The organism is Streptomyces sp. NPDC079141 (assembly GCF_040686775.1).
Taxonomy (GTDB): domain Bacteria; phylum Actinomycetota; class Actinomycetes; order Streptomycetales; family Streptomycetaceae; genus Streptomyces.
This window is the reverse complement of record NZ_JBFBLP010000003.1, coordinates 626,668-641,183: the sequence shown is the minus strand read 5'-3', so window position 1 is coordinate 641,183 and position 14,516 is coordinate 626,668. Positions and strand designations below refer to the sequence as shown.

Annotated in this window: 16 protein-coding genes and 2 pseudogenes; 9 read left to right on the top strand and 9 right to left on the bottom strand. The window is 70.7% G+C overall.

Features of this window, described 5'->3' with window-relative positions; all coding sequences use genetic code 11:
* Positions 1-192: 192 nt before the first annotated feature.
* A complete protein-coding gene (locus AB0Q90_RS12610) occupies positions 193-2,637 on the bottom strand; it encodes a tetratricopeptide repeat protein (protein ID WP_363164189.1) in 2,445 nt (814 codons plus the stop codon).
* 183 nt (positions 2,638-2,820) lie between these two features.
* Here AB0Q90_RS12610 and AB0Q90_RS12605 point away from each other — a divergent pair, with 183 nt between their 5' ends.
* Both AB0Q90_RS12605 and AB0Q90_RS12600 read left to right on the top strand, forming a co-directional pair.
* A complete protein-coding gene (locus AB0Q90_RS12605; protein ID WP_363164188.1) occupies positions 2,821-3,276 on the top strand; it encodes a carboxymuconolactone decarboxylase family protein in 456 nt (151 codons plus the stop codon).
* A gap of 71 nt (positions 3,277-3,347) precedes the next feature.
* Positions 3,348-3,809, top strand: a complete 462-nt coding sequence (locus AB0Q90_RS12600) for a DUF1801 domain-containing protein (protein ID WP_363164187.1) — start codon at positions 3,348-3,350, stop codon at positions 3,807-3,809.
* 75 nt (positions 3,810-3,884) lie between these two features.
* On the opposite strand, the gene AB0Q90_RS12595 is transcribed toward AB0Q90_RS12600, so the two are convergent.
* Positions 3,885-4,925 carry a zinc-binding dehydrogenase gene (locus tag AB0Q90_RS12595; RefSeq protein ID WP_363164186.1) on the bottom strand — a complete coding sequence of 347 codons (1,041 nt, stop codon included), beginning with the start codon at positions 4,923-4,925 and terminating at the stop codon, positions 3,885-3,887.
* A gap of 42 nt (positions 4,926-4,967) precedes the next feature.
* Entirely contained in the window at positions 4,968-5,168 is a 201-nt protein-coding gene (locus AB0Q90_RS12590) for a hypothetical protein (protein WP_363164185.1), read from the bottom strand.
* Between the two features lie 18 nt (positions 5,169-5,186).
* Between AB0Q90_RS12590 and AB0Q90_RS12585 the strand changes: the two are divergent.
* Together AB0Q90_RS12585 and AB0Q90_RS12580 are read left to right on the top strand one after the other, a co-directional pair.
* Positions 5,187-5,429 (top strand): annotated as a pseudogene (locus tag AB0Q90_RS12585) (helix-turn-helix transcriptional regulator); the annotation flags it as partial.
* 153 nt (positions 5,430-5,582) lie between these two features.
* Positions 5,583-5,744: pseudogene (locus AB0Q90_RS12580) on the top strand (RNA polymerase subunit sigma-24); the annotation flags it as partial.
* A gap of 58 nt (positions 5,745-5,802) precedes the next feature.
* On the opposite strand, the gene AB0Q90_RS12575 reads toward AB0Q90_RS12580, so the two are convergent.
* The gene (locus tag AB0Q90_RS12575; RefSeq protein WP_363164184.1) at positions 5,803-6,942 is read right to left on the bottom strand and encodes a helix-turn-helix domain-containing protein; all 1,140 of its coding nucleotides are present in this window, start codon (positions 6,940-6,942) and stop codon (positions 5,803-5,805) included.
* 86 nt (positions 6,943-7,028) lie between these two features.
* Here AB0Q90_RS12575 and AB0Q90_RS12570 point away from each other — a divergent pair, with 86 nt between their 5' ends.
* Positions 7,029-8,087: a ferredoxin reductase gene (locus AB0Q90_RS12570; RefSeq protein WP_363164183.1), complete on the top strand. Its 1,059-nt coding sequence runs from the start codon at positions 7,029-7,031 to the stop codon at positions 8,085-8,087.
* Positions 8,088-8,094: 7 nt separating this feature from the next.
* Complete coding sequence (locus tag AB0Q90_RS12565; RefSeq protein WP_363164181.1) at positions 8,095-9,213, top strand: acyl-CoA desaturase; 1,119 nt, start codon at positions 8,095-8,097, stop codon at positions 9,211-9,213.
* 155 nt (positions 9,214-9,368) lie between these two features.
* On the opposite strand, the gene AB0Q90_RS12560 is transcribed toward AB0Q90_RS12565, so the two are convergent.
* The 3 genes from AB0Q90_RS12560 to AB0Q90_RS12550 are packed head-to-tail and all read right to left on the bottom strand — an operon-like array spanning position 9,369 to position 11,462.
* On the bottom strand, positions 9,369-10,352 hold the full coding sequence (locus AB0Q90_RS12560) for an EamA family transporter (RefSeq protein WP_363164180.1): 984 nt from the start codon (positions 10,350-10,352) through the stop codon (positions 9,369-9,371).
* The gene (locus AB0Q90_RS12555) at positions 10,349-10,951 is read right to left on the bottom strand and encodes a TetR/AcrR family transcriptional regulator (protein WP_363164179.1); all 603 of its coding nucleotides are present in this window, start codon (positions 10,949-10,951) and stop codon (positions 10,349-10,351) included. Before AB0Q90_RS12555 ends, AB0Q90_RS12560 begins: the two co-directional genes overlap by 4 nt.
* A gap of 52 nt (positions 10,952-11,003) precedes the next feature.
* Positions 11,004-11,462 carry an Lrp/AsnC family transcriptional regulator gene (locus AB0Q90_RS12550; protein WP_363164178.1) on the bottom strand — a complete coding sequence of 153 codons (459 nt, stop codon included), beginning with the start codon at positions 11,460-11,462 and terminating at the stop codon, positions 11,004-11,006.
* 62 nt (positions 11,463-11,524) lie between these two features.
* Here AB0Q90_RS12550 and AB0Q90_RS12545 point away from each other — a divergent pair, with 62 nt between their 5' ends.
* Together AB0Q90_RS12545 and AB0Q90_RS12540 are read left to right on the top strand one after the other, a co-directional pair.
* Entirely contained in the window at positions 11,525-12,274 is a 750-nt protein-coding gene (locus AB0Q90_RS12545; protein ID WP_363164177.1) for an AzlC family ABC transporter permease, read from the top strand.
* Positions 12,267-12,596, top strand: coding sequence for an AzlD domain-containing protein (locus tag AB0Q90_RS12540; RefSeq protein ID WP_363164176.1), 330 nt, complete (start codon positions 12,267-12,269; stop codon positions 12,594-12,596). Before AB0Q90_RS12545 ends, AB0Q90_RS12540 begins: the two co-directional genes overlap by 8 nt.
* Before the next feature lie 69 nt (positions 12,597-12,665).
* Here the strand turns inward: AB0Q90_RS12540 and AB0Q90_RS12535 are convergent, their stop codons facing one another.
* Positions 12,666-13,208, bottom strand: a complete 543-nt coding sequence (locus tag AB0Q90_RS12535) for a TetR family transcriptional regulator (protein WP_363164175.1) — start codon at positions 13,206-13,208, stop codon at positions 12,666-12,668.
* Between the two features lie 14 nt (positions 13,209-13,222).
* A complete protein-coding gene (locus tag AB0Q90_RS12530) occupies positions 13,223-13,804 on the bottom strand; it encodes a sugar O-acetyltransferase (RefSeq protein WP_363164174.1) in 582 nt (193 codons plus the stop codon).
* Positions 13,805-13,918: 114 nt separating this feature from the next.
* Here AB0Q90_RS12530 and AB0Q90_RS12525 point away from each other — a divergent pair, with 114 nt between their 5' ends.
* Complete coding sequence (locus AB0Q90_RS12525; protein WP_363164173.1) at positions 13,919-14,512, top strand: TetR/AcrR family transcriptional regulator; 594 nt, start codon at positions 13,919-13,921, stop codon at positions 14,510-14,512.
* The last annotated feature ends 4 nt before the right edge of the window (positions 14,513-14,516 follow it).

The window sequence follows — 14,516 nt, the reverse complement described above, 5'->3', positions numbered from 1 at the left end:
GCCCGCTCGGCGCGGGCCGTGACCCCTCTCCGCTACGCGGCCCAGGTCCCCTCCTCCAGCAGGAGTCCGTTGGCGACGTGGCTGAGCACCCGGCTCGCCGAGCTGGGCCACGCCCGACTGCTCAGCCCGGACGGTGACGCGTACCGGCTCACTCCGCTCGGCGCGGACCTGGTGGAGGCGCTCAGTCCGGGGTCAGTGAACGCCGGGGGCGAGCTCCCGCAGGACGGCCTCGCCCGCCGCGCGGTGTGCGGCCGCCGCGGCCGGATCCGTCGCGTCGAGCAGGTTCGCGATGCCCTCGTGGGCCAGCGCCTCCTCGTACCGGTTGCCCAGGGTCGGGGCCAGTTCCAGCGCCTGCCGGTGCAGCCGTAGCGCCTCTTCGGTCAGGCCCGCGAGGCGGCAGGTCTCGGCGTAGCCGTTGAGGAAGTGGATCTTCCAGTGTTCCTCGAACAACTCGTCGAGCAGCGCGAACGCCTCCCGGTGGCTGGCCAGCGCCTCCTCGTACCGGCCCATCTGGCGCAGTGCGACGCCCAGGCAGTTCAGGCACCACGCCTGGTTGTTCAGGTGCCCGTCGTCGCGCGCCACGGCCAGCGCCTGATGCAGATGCTCCGCCGCCGTGTCGGGTTCCTCTCGGGCGGTGGCCACGCCGAGCGTGATACGGGCGGTCAGCGCGGGCGGCCATGCGGGGTCGGTGTGGCCGATGGCCAGCACCTCCCGGGCCCGCTGCGCAGCCTCCTCGCGGTGTCCCAATTGGAGCATCGTCCAGGCCTCGGAGGCGGCGGCGTGGGCGGCGTCCGTCGGGCAGCCGGCCTGCTCGTAGAGCTTGCCCGCCAGCCGGAAGAAGTCGAGCGGCTCCTCGGCGTGCCCCGCGTCCCAGCTCAAGTAGCCGCGGCGCATGGCCAGTTCGGCCTCCGCCCGCGCGTCGCCCGTCCGGGACACCTGGAGTTCGGCCGCCTCGTACGCGGCGGCGGCCTCCGCCAGCCGGCCCGCGTTGTAGCGGGCGAAGCCCAGATCGCTGTGCGCTTCGGCCAGTTGCTGCGGATCGCCCAGGCGCTCGGCGGCGGCCAGCGACCGCTCGAAGAGGAAGTTGAGGTGGGTGGTGCCGCAGCGGCGCGCGAAGTACGCCCGCAGGAAGCGCGGGAGTTCGCACACGTGCACGTCGGCGCCGAGGGCGGCCGCCGTCTCGAAGGCAGCGATGAGGTTGGCGTACTCGGTGACGAACCAGGTGAACGCCGCGTTCTTGTCCGTGAAGCGCGGCAGTTGGGCCGGGGGCCGGCCCGCGGAGGCCGCCCGGCCGGGCGACACGAACGGCATCGCGGCGTCGGCGGCGGCGGCCGCGTGCACGTAGTAGTCGAGCACGCGGCCCAGCGCCCGTTCCCGGTCGGCCGCGGAGTCCTGCTCCACCGCGGCCCGGCGGGCGTGCTGATGCACCAGGTCGTGCAGCCGGTAGCGGCCGGCCGTCGGCTGCTGGACGAGGTGGGCGTCGAGCAGGTCCTCCAGCATGTCCTGGGCGCTGTGCAGCGGCACGTCCGCCAGCGCGCCGACCACGTACTCGTCGAAGGACGCGCCGGGCAGCAGCCCCAGCATGCGGAACAGGCGGGCCTGGGACCGGTTGAGCTGCCGGACCGACATGGCGAGCGCGGTGTCGAACTCGCCCGCGCCCTGGGCCAGTCGCTCGGCGAGGATGCCCACCGTCCAGCCCGGCCGGTGCCGCAGCCGTGCCGCGGCCAGCCGCAGGGCGAGCGGCAGACGGCCGCACAGCCGCAGCACCTCGGCCGCGGACTCCGGGTCGCGGGCCAGCCTGCCCTCGGGGCCGCCGGGGTCGCCGCTGGCACGGGCCAGCAGTTCCGCGCTCTCCTCGGGGCTCAGTACGTCGAGCGAGACCGGGGGCACCTCGTCCAGGCCGAGGAGCCGGTTGCGGCTGGTGATCACCGCGACGGAGGGGCCGGCGCCGGGCAGCAGCGGGCGGACCTGCTCGGCGTCGGCGGCGTTGTCGAGGACCACCACGACCCTGCGGCGGGCCAACTCCGCCCGCCAGCAGGCGGACAGCTGCTCGACGCCCTCCTGCGGGACCCGCTCGGACGGGACGTCCAGGGCGCCCAGGAGCATGCGCAGCGCGGAGTCGGGGTCGAGCGGGGGGCGGCCCTCGGTGAAGCCGTGCAGGTCGACGTAGAGCTGGGCGTCGGGGAAGTCGGGGGCGAGCCGGTGCGCGGCGTGCACGGCCAGACAGGACTTGCCGACGCCCGCCATGCCGTCGACGGAGACCGCGCGATGGCTGTCGACCGCGGCGAGGACGGCGGCGAGTTCGGCCTCGCGGCCGGTGAAGTCGGCTGCGTCGCGCGGCAGATCGTTGCGCGGCTGCGTGCGGACCTGGCGGCTGCTCTTGGGCGGCGCGGGCAGCGGGTTCGAGGTCCGCTCCCACAGCGGCCGCAAGGGGCGCGGGTCGCGCTTGACCAGGCGGCACAGGGCGACCACCGCGGGCCAGGGCGGAACGGTCTGCCCGGACAGATAGCGCGAGAGCGACGAGGAGCTCAGTCCGGTGTCCCGCGCGAGGGCCCGTACACCGAGCCCGGACAGTTCCTGGATCAGGCGCAGCCGTGCCGCAAGCTCGCCCTGTGCTGTCCCGTCGTGTGCGTCCACGGTGTTCCCCCCGGCCTTCCGTCCCGTTCGCAAGGAAGTCTCGCGGGCCAAGTCGCCGCAGGTCAAGGCTGTTTCAGCTGTCCCACGGTGTCCCATCGCCGTGGTCGTGGCAGGCGGTTGCGGCTGTGATGGTGTCACGCCCCGGGGGAACGGGGCACCGGCCCAAAAGAGGAGCAGATCGAGATGCAGTCCCGTATGCAGAACCCCGCAGTCGTCCTTTCCGGCGCGATGCAGCCCATCCAGGAGATCCTCAGGACCGCGCACTCGGGAGGCGTGGACGGTCAGACACTGGAGCTGGTGCATCTGCGGGTGAGCCAGATCAACGGGTGCAGCGCCTGTGTCGACGGCGGCGCCAAGACCGCCCGCAAGGCCGGCGTGAACGACGAGCGGCTCGCCACGGTCGCCGCCTGGCGCGAGGCCCCCTACTTCACCGACGAGGAGCGGGCGGCCCTCGCGCTGGCCGAGGCGGCGACCCGGCTGGCCGACCGCCCCGATGCGGTGAACGACGAGATCTGGGACACGGCCGCCACGTACTTCGACGAGAAGCAGCTGGCCGCGATCGTCCTCATGATCGGCGTCACCAACATGTTCAACCGGCTCAACGCGACGACCCGCCAGATCGCCGGGGCCTGGGGCTGACGTCACCGGCAGGGCCGACACCCCGGAACCAGGATAGAACCGTAAGAAACGCAAACCAGGAGGAAACAGTCATGACGCAGACGCAGAAGGACACCGCCGGGACGTACGAGGGATTCACGCCCGAAGAGCGCGCCGCGATGAAGGACCGGGCCCAGGAACTGAAGGCGTCCGCACGCCGCCGGACCCGCGCCGACAAGGTCGCGGAGGACGAGGCCGCCGTACTCGCGAAGATCGCCGAAATGCAGGAGTCGGACCGCGTCATGGCCGAACGGCTGCACGCCGTCGTCAAGGAGAGCGCGCCGGAACTCGCGCCGAAGCTCTGGTACGGGATGCCCGCGTACGCCAAGGACGGCAAGGTCCTGTGCTTCTTCCAGAGCGCCCAGAAGTTCAACGCCCGGTATGCGACGTTCGGTTTCAACGACGTCGCCCATCTCGACGAGGGCGCCATGTGGCCGACGGCCTTCGCGCTGAAGGAGCTGACGGAGGCGGACGCGGCGCGGATCGGCGAGCTGGTGAAGAGGGCGGTGAGTTGAGAACCGCTTCGGTTCCGCAGCGCCGTCGGCGCCTTCCTCTCGGCCGAGAGGTGGGCGCCGACGGCGCTTTGTGTATCAGTCGAAGGTCACGACGACCTTCTCCGCGGCCCCCGGCGTCAGGGCCAGCTCGACGGCACGGTCCACTTGTGTGAAGGGAACACGGTGGCTGATCAGCCGGGCGAAGCGGTCCTGGTGCTCGACGAGTTCGGGGGTGACCTCGAAGATCTCGGTGGGGTAGCCCTGGGAGGCGATGAGGGTGAGCTCGCTGCGGAGCATGCCGCCGAGGTCGATCTCGGAGCCCTTCTTCTGCACCGCGACCATGATCAGCTTCGCGTGCCACTTGGCGGCGGCCACCACGGTGTTGAAGACGGCGGCGGCGCCGGCCGCGTCGAGGTAGATGTCGGTGCCCGGCCGGGGCTGGCCGAGCGCGTTGGCAGCCCGGCCGTGCAGCTCGGTCAGGCGCGCGGAGACGTCCTCCCGCGCCGAGTCGATCACCGCGTCCGCGCCGACGGCCAGCGCCGTCTCCAGCCGGGCGGGGATGACGTCCGCGACGACGACATGCTCGACGCCCCGCAGCTTCAGCCAGATCGCCGCGCCCAGACCGATGGGACCGGCACCGAAGACGACGACCTTGTCGCCGGGCTTCGCCTCGGAGCGGTTGACGGCGTGCCGGGCGACGGCCATGGGCTCGTTGAGGGCCGCCACGGCGAAGGGCATGTCACCGGGGCCGACGGCGACGCTCCTGCCGACGACGGCGTCCTCCACGAGCAGGTACTCGCTGAGCGCGCCCTGCCGGCCGCCGCAGCCGATGATCCCGCCCGGCCCCTGGGGGTTGACCACGACCCGGTCGCCCGGCCTCAGCCCCTCGACCTCGGACCCCACCTCGACCACCTCACCGGCCGGCTCATGGCCGAGCGCCACGGGGACGATGTCACCGCCCTGGTGGGCGCCGGCGGGCATGCCGCCCATGTGCAGGAACGACACGTCGGTGCCGCAGATGCCGCAGGCGCGGATCCGGACGAGCGCGTCGCGCGGGCCGGGCGCCGGGCGGTCGACCTCCAGGATCTCGACGGTGTCGGGGGTGGTGCCGGTGTAGAGGGACTGCATCCTGCTCACGGTGGTGCCTTCTTTCCGTGGGTTTCCTACGACGAGAGGGGCTCAGGCGCGCTTCGGCTGCGGCCGCTTCCGGAGGAGACCGAGGCCCGCTCCCAGCGCTACGGCTCCCATCCCGGCCGCGGTCATGACGCCCTGGGCGCCGTCGACGGCGACGACGGAGAACGCGGCGACGGCGGCGTTGAACAGGAACAGGAACCACAGCACGGGACGTGAAGCGAGACGGGACGCAAGTGCGGACTTCATGAGGGAACTTCCTTCCGGACCCGCCGCCGCGACACCCCGGTCGACTCGCTCACCCCACGGGAGCGCGAGGTCCTGAAGCTGATGGCGCAGGGCCACGACAACGCCACGATCGCCGAGACCCTCGTCATCACCGAACGCTCGGTCAGCAAGCACATCGGCAATGTGTTCCTGAAGCTGAACCTGCCGCAGTCGGACAGCGGTCACCGGCGGGTACTGGCGGTGCTGGCGTATCTCAACAGCCCTGAGGCCAGGCGGACTTAGCCGCCGTGTGATGGGCAGCGTCGGGAAGTCGGCGGCGGCTCCGGGTCGTTCAGAATCCGATGGCTTCGCGGAGCAGCAGGACGGTGCCGCGTCCTGGGGGTGAACTCCGCATGGAGGATGCCGTCCAGGAGACGTACACCCGCTGGTACGCCAGGTGAGTGGCTTCCCGAGCCGCTGCCCGAGTCCACGGAGTGGATCAGCGGGCGGCCGGGCGGCACGGGCGTCGACCCGGCCGACCGGGTCACCCTGGACGAGTCGGTCGGCCTCGCCTTCCTTGTCGTGCTCGAATCGATGCCCCCGGCCGAACGCGTTGCCGACGAGGCACGATTCCCGGACCGCTCTCGGGCGCGGTCGTGGACGGTCGAAGAACGCGTCAGCCGGCCTCAAGACCGACCGCCAGCGTCAGTTCAAGGACCCGGTGGGGCGATGCGAGATCCGGAAACAGCTCCCGCAGCTGCGACATCCGGTACCGGACGGTCTGGGGATGGACGAACAACGCCGCCGCCACCTCCTCCCGCCTGCCCTGGTGCAGCAGCCACGCCCGCAAAGTCTCCTCCAGCCGCCGTGCGGTCCCGGCAGGCAGGGTCCGCAGCGGTGCGAGGGCTCGGGCACGCAGGTCTGCGAACGCGTCCATGTCGGCGCTGAGCACCAGCTCGGGCAGGTGGTCCTCGGTGTCGCAGATCTCGGAGGAGAGCGAGCGCGCGCGTACGGCTCGTGCGTACGAGGCGGACGCACGGGTCCATGGCCGGGCCGGGCCGACCACGGCGGTGCGGTCGGTCAGCTGCCGCAGGAGATATGACCGGTCGGCATCGGGGACGAGCAGCACACCGGTGGCGTCCGGCAGATCGTCGAGGACGAGGGTGCTCGGGTCGAGCGCGCGGTAGGCAGGCCGGGCCTGGACGGCGGGCAGCAGGACCGCGGTCAGCGAAGCGGGAGGCTGCCACGCGGCCCGTTGAGCAGAGGCCAGCAGCAGGTCCGGGCTCGCGCCGCTGAGGAGGTCGCGGGCCAACTGTTCCAGGTGGCGCTCATGAACCCGGCCCCGGGCGGCCAGTTCGTCGGCGTGGCCCGCGGCGCTCGCTGCGGAGAGTTCATCGATGTAGGCGAAGGTCAGCTCGGCGAACTTGGCGACCTCGGCGGCGGGCAGACCTGCGGGTACGGCACCCGCTGCCAGACATCGCCAGGCCACGCGGGCGCCGACGCGGTAGGCGCTGAGCAGGGCGTCCATCGAACGGCCGTCCCGGACCTCGCCGCGGCCCAGCTCGTAGGCTGCGTCACCGGCGTCGCCGCCTGTGACGTTCCCGCTCGCGAGGTCCAGGTAGTGCCCCAGGGCGGTGCGGACGGCTCGGCGGATGGTGCCGCCCATGCGGCCCGAAAGGGCGCCCGCGTAGGAAGGGACCTCGTCGATGATCGCCTGCACGACCTCGTCGGCGGTGGTCTTCAGCGCGGCCCGCAGTGCGGTGACCGTCGTCTCATCCAGGGCCAGTTCGCTGGCCCTCCGGACTGCATGGCTCATTTTTTGTTCCCTGCGAACAATTCGGTCGACCAGATTTACGTCCTGTGGTCAGGACTTTACGCCTTGAGGCGCATCAAGCTGGAGTCATGACGAGTGCAGCAGCCCTTCGCAGCAGGGCATGGAAACTGCTGGAGATGGTCACGACACCGCTGCTGCCGTCGGACTACCTCGACCTGGTCAGCCCGCTGCGTGCGGGCGCTGACCTGCGTGGGCGCATCGAAGCCGTGCACCCCGAGACGAGTGACGCCGCGACCATCGTGATCAGGCCGGGACGGGGCTGGCGCGGCCACACGGCCGGTCAGTACGTGCGGATCGGGGTCGATGTCGACGGGGTGCGCCTGTGGCGTGCCTACTCGCTCACCTCGCCGACCAACCGCCGGGACGGCCGCGTCACGATCACCGTGAAGGCGATCCCGGACGGCCAGGTCAGCAACCACCTGGTCCGCAGGGCGAAACCGGGCACGCTGGTCCAGCTCGACCAGGCGGCCGGTGACTTCGTGCTGCCGCAGGCCAAGCCCGCCAAGGTGCTCTACCTGACGGCCGGCAGCGGCATCACGCCCGTGATGGGCATGCTGCGCGACACCGAGTTCGACGACGTCGTCATGGTCCACTGCGCGCCGCAACCGCAAGACGTGATCTTCCGCAACGATCTGCACGACCTGGTCGCGGACAAGAAGCTGCGTCTGACCGAGGTGCACACCGACACCGACGGCATGCTCGACATCGCCCGTCTCGACGAACTCGTGCCCGACTGGGCCGAGCGCGAGACCTGGGCCTGCGGGCCCGCGGGCCTGCTCGACGCCGCCGAAAAGCACTGGAGCGAGCACGGCGTCCCAGAGCGCCTGCACACCGAACGCTTCCGCCCCAGCATCGTCGTCGCCGGTGACGGCGGCGAGGTCACGTTCAGCGCCACCGGCAAGACGGTCGACGCGGACGGCGCCACGCCGTTGCTGGACGTCGGCGAGGAGGCCGGCGTGCTCATGCCCTCCGGGTGCCGCATGGGCATCTGCTTCGGCTGCGTCACGCCGCTCAAGGCGGGTGCCGTCCGCGACCTGCGCACCGGCGAGATCACCGAGGCCGAGCCGGGCGTCCTCATCCAGACCTGCGTGTCCGCCGCGGCGGGCCCCTGCGACATCGAACGGTAGGAGCACCTTGACCGCCATCGACCCCACCGCCCACCTGACCGCGGAGCAGATCGAGGAGCTCGGCCGCGAGCTGGACGCGATCCGCGACGAGGTGATCGCCGGCCGCGGCGAGAAGGACGCCGCCTACATCCGCAAGGTCATCTCGGCGCAGCGCAAGTTGGAGCTGGTCAGCAGGGGCGTGCTGCTGTTCTCGATCTTCCCGCCCGCGTGGGTGATCGGCACCGCGGGCCTGTCCGTGGCGAAGATCATGGACAACATGGAGATCGGCCACAACATCCTGCACGGCCAGTGGGACTGGATGCGGGACCCGAAGATCCACTCCACCACCTGGGAGTGGGATCACGTCTCGCCGGCCGACCAGTGGAAGCACTCGCACAACGAGCTGCACCACACGTACACCAACGTGATCGGCAAGGACAACGACCTCGGCTACGGCATCATGCGCGTCGACGAGGACCAGAAGTGGCACCCGTTCCACCTCGGCCAGCCGCTGTGGAACTTCATCAACGCCTGCTTCTTCGAGTACGGCATCGCAGCGTACGACCTGGAGCTCGGCAAGAACCTGCACAAGCGCCGCCGCAAGAACCCGGAGTTCCGCGCGCGGGCCAAGGCCGTGGGCCGCAAGATCCGCAAGCAGGTGCTCAAGGACTACGTGATCCACCCGCTGCTGTCGGGCCCGTCGTTCCTCCCCACGCTCGCCGCCACGTTCACCGCGAACCTGGTCCGCAACCTCTGGTCCCACTCGGTGATCATGTGCGGGCACTTCCCGGAGGGCGTGCAGGTCTTCGAGCGCCGGTCGATCAAGGGCGAGACGCGCGGCCAGTGGTACCTGCGCCAGATGATGGGCTCGGCGAACATCAGCGGCAGCAAGGCCATGCACTTCATGACCGGCAACCTGTCGCACCAGATCGAGCACCACCTGTTCCCGGACCTGCCGAGCAACCGGTACGCCGAGGTCGCGGTGAAGGTGCGCGCGCTGTTCGAGAAGTACGAGCTGGAGTACGTCACCGGCCCGCTGCCCAAGCAGGTGTTCTCCGCGTGGCACAAGGTCTTCCGGCTCTCACTGCCGAACAAGAAGCCCGCGGTCAAGACGCCGGACCACGAGCAGGAGCTCGTCGCGGCCTGATTCCCGGCATTGGTTCAGATCTCTCGAACGTACCGGCGGCCGAGTTGCCGGACATGCCCGGCAACTCCGCGGAAGGTGCCGGGTACGTGCCCTCAGGTATGACGGGTGTCGTGCCGGCTCCCGGTGTGCCCTCCCCGATAGGGGGGTGCAGCCCGCTACACCCCCACCTGTTCGGGCTTGGCCGCGCCGTCCCCCACGGCGCTTGCCCGGCGCTTCGCAGCAGTGCTGCGAGTCGGCGTGGTGAGCACGGCGAGGCAGCCGACGACCAGGGTGATGCCGAACCACCCGAGCAGGGGCAGGCGTTCACCCACCACCAGCACGGCGAGTACGGCCGCGACGGCGGGTTCCAGCAGCGAGAGTGTCGTCGCGGTGCTCGCCGGGACATGTGCCAGGCCCCAGCCGAACAGGACGTAGCCGACGAACATGGGCACCAGGGCCATGTAGGCGCCGACGGCGGCGTTGGACCAGGAGTGGAGCAGCGGGGCGCCGGTGGTCAGCAGCACGGGCAGGAGCAGCATGCCGCCCAGCCCGAAGACGGTGCCCATGGCCGCGCCGGAGGTGACACCGCGGCTGATCAGGCGGTGGGCCGCCCAGGAGTACAGGGCGTAGGTGAAACCGGCCACCAGGCCCAGACCCACGCCGAGCACGGTCGACCCCACGGACCGGGCGCCGGAGTGCACGTCGGCCGCTTCGGCCATGCACAGCAGTACCGTCCCGGAGAGTCCCAGAGCGGCGCCGGTCATCCAGCGGCGCGTCAGGCGCCGTTTGTCCACGACGCGTTCGACGACGGCCGAGGCGAGGGGCGCCGAACCGATCGACACCACGGTTCCGGCGGCGACTCCGGCCAGGTGCATGGAGGTGTAGAAGGCCAGAGGGTAGGCGCCCACCGCCAGCGCGCCGAGCAGCACCACACCGCGCTGCGCGCGCAGCGCGGGAGCCTCCCTGCGGACACGGGGTGCGGCCATGAGGGCTTGCAGCAGTCCGCCCAGTCCCATGGCGACGGCCCCGATCGCCAGGGGCCCCACGTCCGGTGCGAAGGTCGCCGCGGTACCCGTCGTGCCCCACAGCACCGACGCGACGAGTACGCACAGGGAGCCCACGCCCACCGAGCCGGTGTCACGTCCGGCGGACCGCGTCACAGCCGGTCCACCAGGTCCGCCGCCATCGTCCGCGCATGCTCCAGACGGGTGCTCGCGCCCTCAAGTCCGGCGCGTGCCATGGCTCCCTCCAGCAGGAACGCCAGATGCTCCGCCATCGCGCGCGCCTCCTCGGGCCGCCCGGGCAGCAGCTGCGCAAGGTGCCCGGCGAGCAGCGACTCGACCTCCTCCTTGTGTCGGCGCACCACGGCCCGGCCCTCGTCACCGGCGGGCAGTTCGGCGGCGGCGTTGAGCAGACCGCACCCCCGGAAGCCGTGCTCGTAGGCGAAGGCCGCGTGGTCGGCGTACGCGTCGAAGACGGCGAGCACGCCAGCGCGGCCGTCACCGTCCCGGACGCCCTCCAGCCGCCGCCGGTACAGGTCGAGCCACTCCTCGTGACGTGCGTCGAGGTAGGCCATCACCAGGTCGGCCTTGGAGGAGAAGTTGTTGTACAGGCTCATCTTCGCCACGCCCGCCTCGGCGGTGATCGTGTCGATCCCGGTCGCCGCCACGCCGTCCGCGTAGAAGCGGCGGGCCGCGGCGGCGAGCAGTCGCTCGCGCGCGACTCCCCGGCGTTTCTTCGGTTGTGTCCCGTCGCTCATCGGACCTCTTCCGTCACTAGGTAGGTCAGTCTACCTAGTGTTCCGTCGGGGGTCAGCCGATGGCTTTGATCTCCTTCATCGTGAGGTGGGATTCAAGGCGCTGGACGGCCGGCAGCCCGCTGAGCCGACCCATGAGGAACGCCTCGTAGGCGGCATGGTCGGCAACGGCGACTCGGAGGAAATAGTCGGGGCGCCCGTACATGCGGCGGAACTCGATGACCTCGTCGTAGGAGGCGACGGTCACCTCGAACTCCTCGACGGTCCTGCGGTCCTGGGCGGAGATCTCGACGTCGACCAGAACCTCAAGCCCGCGCCCCATGGCCGCCGGATCGACGACTGCCCGGTAGCCGGCGATGACACCGGCCTCCTCAAGGCGTTTGACGCGGCGCAGGCAGGGAGGCGGCGTGAGGCCGACGCGTTTGGCGAGTTCGACGTTGGTCAGCCGACCGTCCCGGCGGAGGTGAAACAGAATTTCACGATCGATGGCATCCAGGCTGATTTCATTGCTCATTTAGCGATCCTAGAGGAACAATACGCAACCATATGAGGCGAACGCTTTCCTAAAATGTCCGTATGCCCATACCTGCCACCGCCGTCGGCGATCCCCCCGAACCGGCCCTCGCCGCTTCGTCCCGCACGCCGTCCGATGCCGCGGCCGCGTTGCGGGACTCCGCTTCGGTGGGCCTCGGGTTCGTCCCGCTCGGCCTGGCCTTCGGAGCGCTCGCCGTCCAGTCCGGTCTGGACTGGTGGTGGGCCGGCCTGTCGGCCGCGGTCGCCTTCGGCGGCTCGTTCGAGTTCCTGCTGATCGGCCTGGTCACCGCGGCGGCCCCGCTGGCGTCGATCGCACTGGCGGCCTTCATGGTCAACGTCCGGCACGTCTTCTACGCGCTGTCGTTCCCCCTGCACCGCGTGACGGGCCGCCTCGGCAAGACGTACAGCACCTTCGCCCTCTGCGACGAGGCCTACGCACTGACCTCCGGCGAGCAGGCCCGCACCTGGCCCAGTGGGCGCATCCTCCGGCTCCAGTTCCTCCTGCACCTGTACTGGGCCGGGAGCGCGACCGCCGGAGCGCTCCTCGGCTCGCTCATCCCCGAGGGCGTGACGGGCCTGGACTTCGCGCTGACCGCCCTGTTCACGGTGCTGGCGCTCGATGCCGTACGCGAGCTGCGCGGCGACCTGCCCACACCCGTGCTGGCACTGGCCTGCGCGGTCGTCGCTCGCGTCGCCGCCCCGGACCAGATGCTGCCGGTCGCCTTCGCCCTGTTCACGGCCGGGCTCCTGGCCCGTCAGCTCGCCGCCGGCCGGAGGCGGCGCCATGCCTGACCCCGCCTACGCCGTCGCCGCGATCGCGGTCACCGCGGCCGTCACCTGGGCACTGCGTGCCCTGCCGTTCGCCGTGCTCGCGCCACTGCGGGCGAGCGCGACCGTGCGCTACCTGAGCACCCGTATGCCCGCGGGCGTCATGATCATCCTGGTCGTCTACTGCCTGCACGACCTCCCCGTCACCCAGCCGCGCGCCCTGGCCCCACTCACCGCGCTCGCCGTCACCGTCGGCCTGCATCTGTGGCGCCGCGACGCGCTGCTGAGCATCCTCGGCGGCACGGCCGTCCATGTACTGCTGAGCAGTACCGTCTTCGCCAACTGACCACCCGTTGGGGGCCCGTGGGGGTGCGGTGTCAGGTCCGCTCCCCCACGGGCTGCTTGCGGGCGCCGATCATACGGCGGTGATGCGCGCGACGGCCTGTCGTGTCAGTTCACGGTCGTGGGGCGTGGGGTCGAGGGCCCGATGCAGGGTCAACCCCTCGACCAGCGCGTCCAGTTGACGGGCGGTGTCCGCGTCGAAGTGCTGCGCGAGCAGATGGCGACTGCGCTCCATCCAGCGTTGGGTCAGTTCGCGGTATTCGGGGTGGCGGGCGGCAAGAGTGTAGAGCTCCTGGGTCAGGACGAGGTCGCGGCGGGGCCCTTCGGAGAGCGTGTGGACGAGATCGGTGACGGCCTCGCGGGCCTGATCGGGAGTGTCAGCCGGACCGAGGTGCTGTTCGAAGACGGCGACGATGTGGTCGGCGAAGCGGGTGAAGGCGTGCCGCAACAGGTCGTCGATGCCGGTGAAGTGATAGGTCATCGACCCCAGGGGCACATCGGCGCGGGTGGCGATCTTGCGGTGCGAGACGCCGGCGACCCCCTCGTCGGCGATCAGGTCGAGCGTGGCGGCGAGGATCCGTTCGCGCCGCTGCGGGTCGGTGTGTCCGGTGGCCATGGTCGGTCGCGCGGTCAGACGCTGCGGACAGGACGGGCGGGGTTGCCCACGGCGACGACATTGGCGGGCACGTCCTTGGTGACGACCGCACCGGCGCCGATGACGGAGTTGTCGCCGATGCTCACTCCGGGGCAGACGATGACGCCGCCGCCGAGCCAGACGTTGTCCCCGATGGTGATGGGCAGCGCGGCTTCGAGCTTGTCCCGGCGGGGCTCCGGCTCCACGGGGTGGGTGGGGGTGAGGAGTTGGACGTTCGGGCCGATCTGGCAGTCCTCGCCGATCGTGATCCGGGCGACGTCCAGGGCGGTGAGGTTGTAGTTGACGAAGGTGCGGGCGCCAATGCTGATGTTGCTGCCGTAGTCGACATGGAGCGGCGGGCGCACGTCGACGCCTTCGCCGACTGCCGCGAGCAGTTCGGCGAGCAGGGGCCGGGCCGTGTCGGTGTCCTCGACGTAGGCGGCCTGGTAGCGGGCGGCCAGCCGCATGGCGCGCTGCTGACGGCGGGCGATCTCCGGGTCGTCGGCGATGTAGAGGTCGCCCGCGAGCATGCGCTCCAGGTTGGTGCGGGGGTCGTCGGCGAAGTAGTCCATGGGCATGCGTACGATCGTACACTCCGGAACGTACGAACGTACACTCCCGCGCGCCGGTGGCCGCCCGACGCGGAACAGACAAACTAGACGACTGGTCTACTCGGCTGCTACGGTTCACCCATGCCGGTCACCACGCGCAGCACAGACACCCGTCGACTCATCCTCGACACCGCCCAGCGGATCATGGCCCACAAGGGCTACTCGGCTGTCGGCATCAATGAGGTGCTCGCGGAGGCCGGCGTACCGAAGGGGTCCTTCTACCACTACTTCGCATCGAAGGACGCCTTCGGCGAAGCGATCCTGAAGAGCTACTTCACGGACTACCTCGCGGAAATCGACGGCATTTTCGCCCACTCCGACCAGTCGGCGGCCGAGCGGCTGATGGCCTACTGGCAGCAGTGGCAGGAGACGCAGAGCCTGGAGGAGTGCCAGGGCAAGTGCCTGGCCGTGAAACTCGGCGCCGAGGTCGCGGACCTGTCCGAGTCGATGCGTCTGGCCCTCAAGGAAGGCACCAGCGCCGTCGTCGACCGCATCGAGCGGACGATCACCGACGGCATCAAGGACGGCTCCCTCTCCATAGACGGCGAGGCGCGCGACATCGCACAGGCCCTGTACGACATGTGGCTCGGCGCAAGCGTGATGGCCAAGATCCATCGCAGCCCGGCCCCGCTCGACACCGTCACGACGGTGACCCGCAGCCTGCTGCACCTGTAGAAGG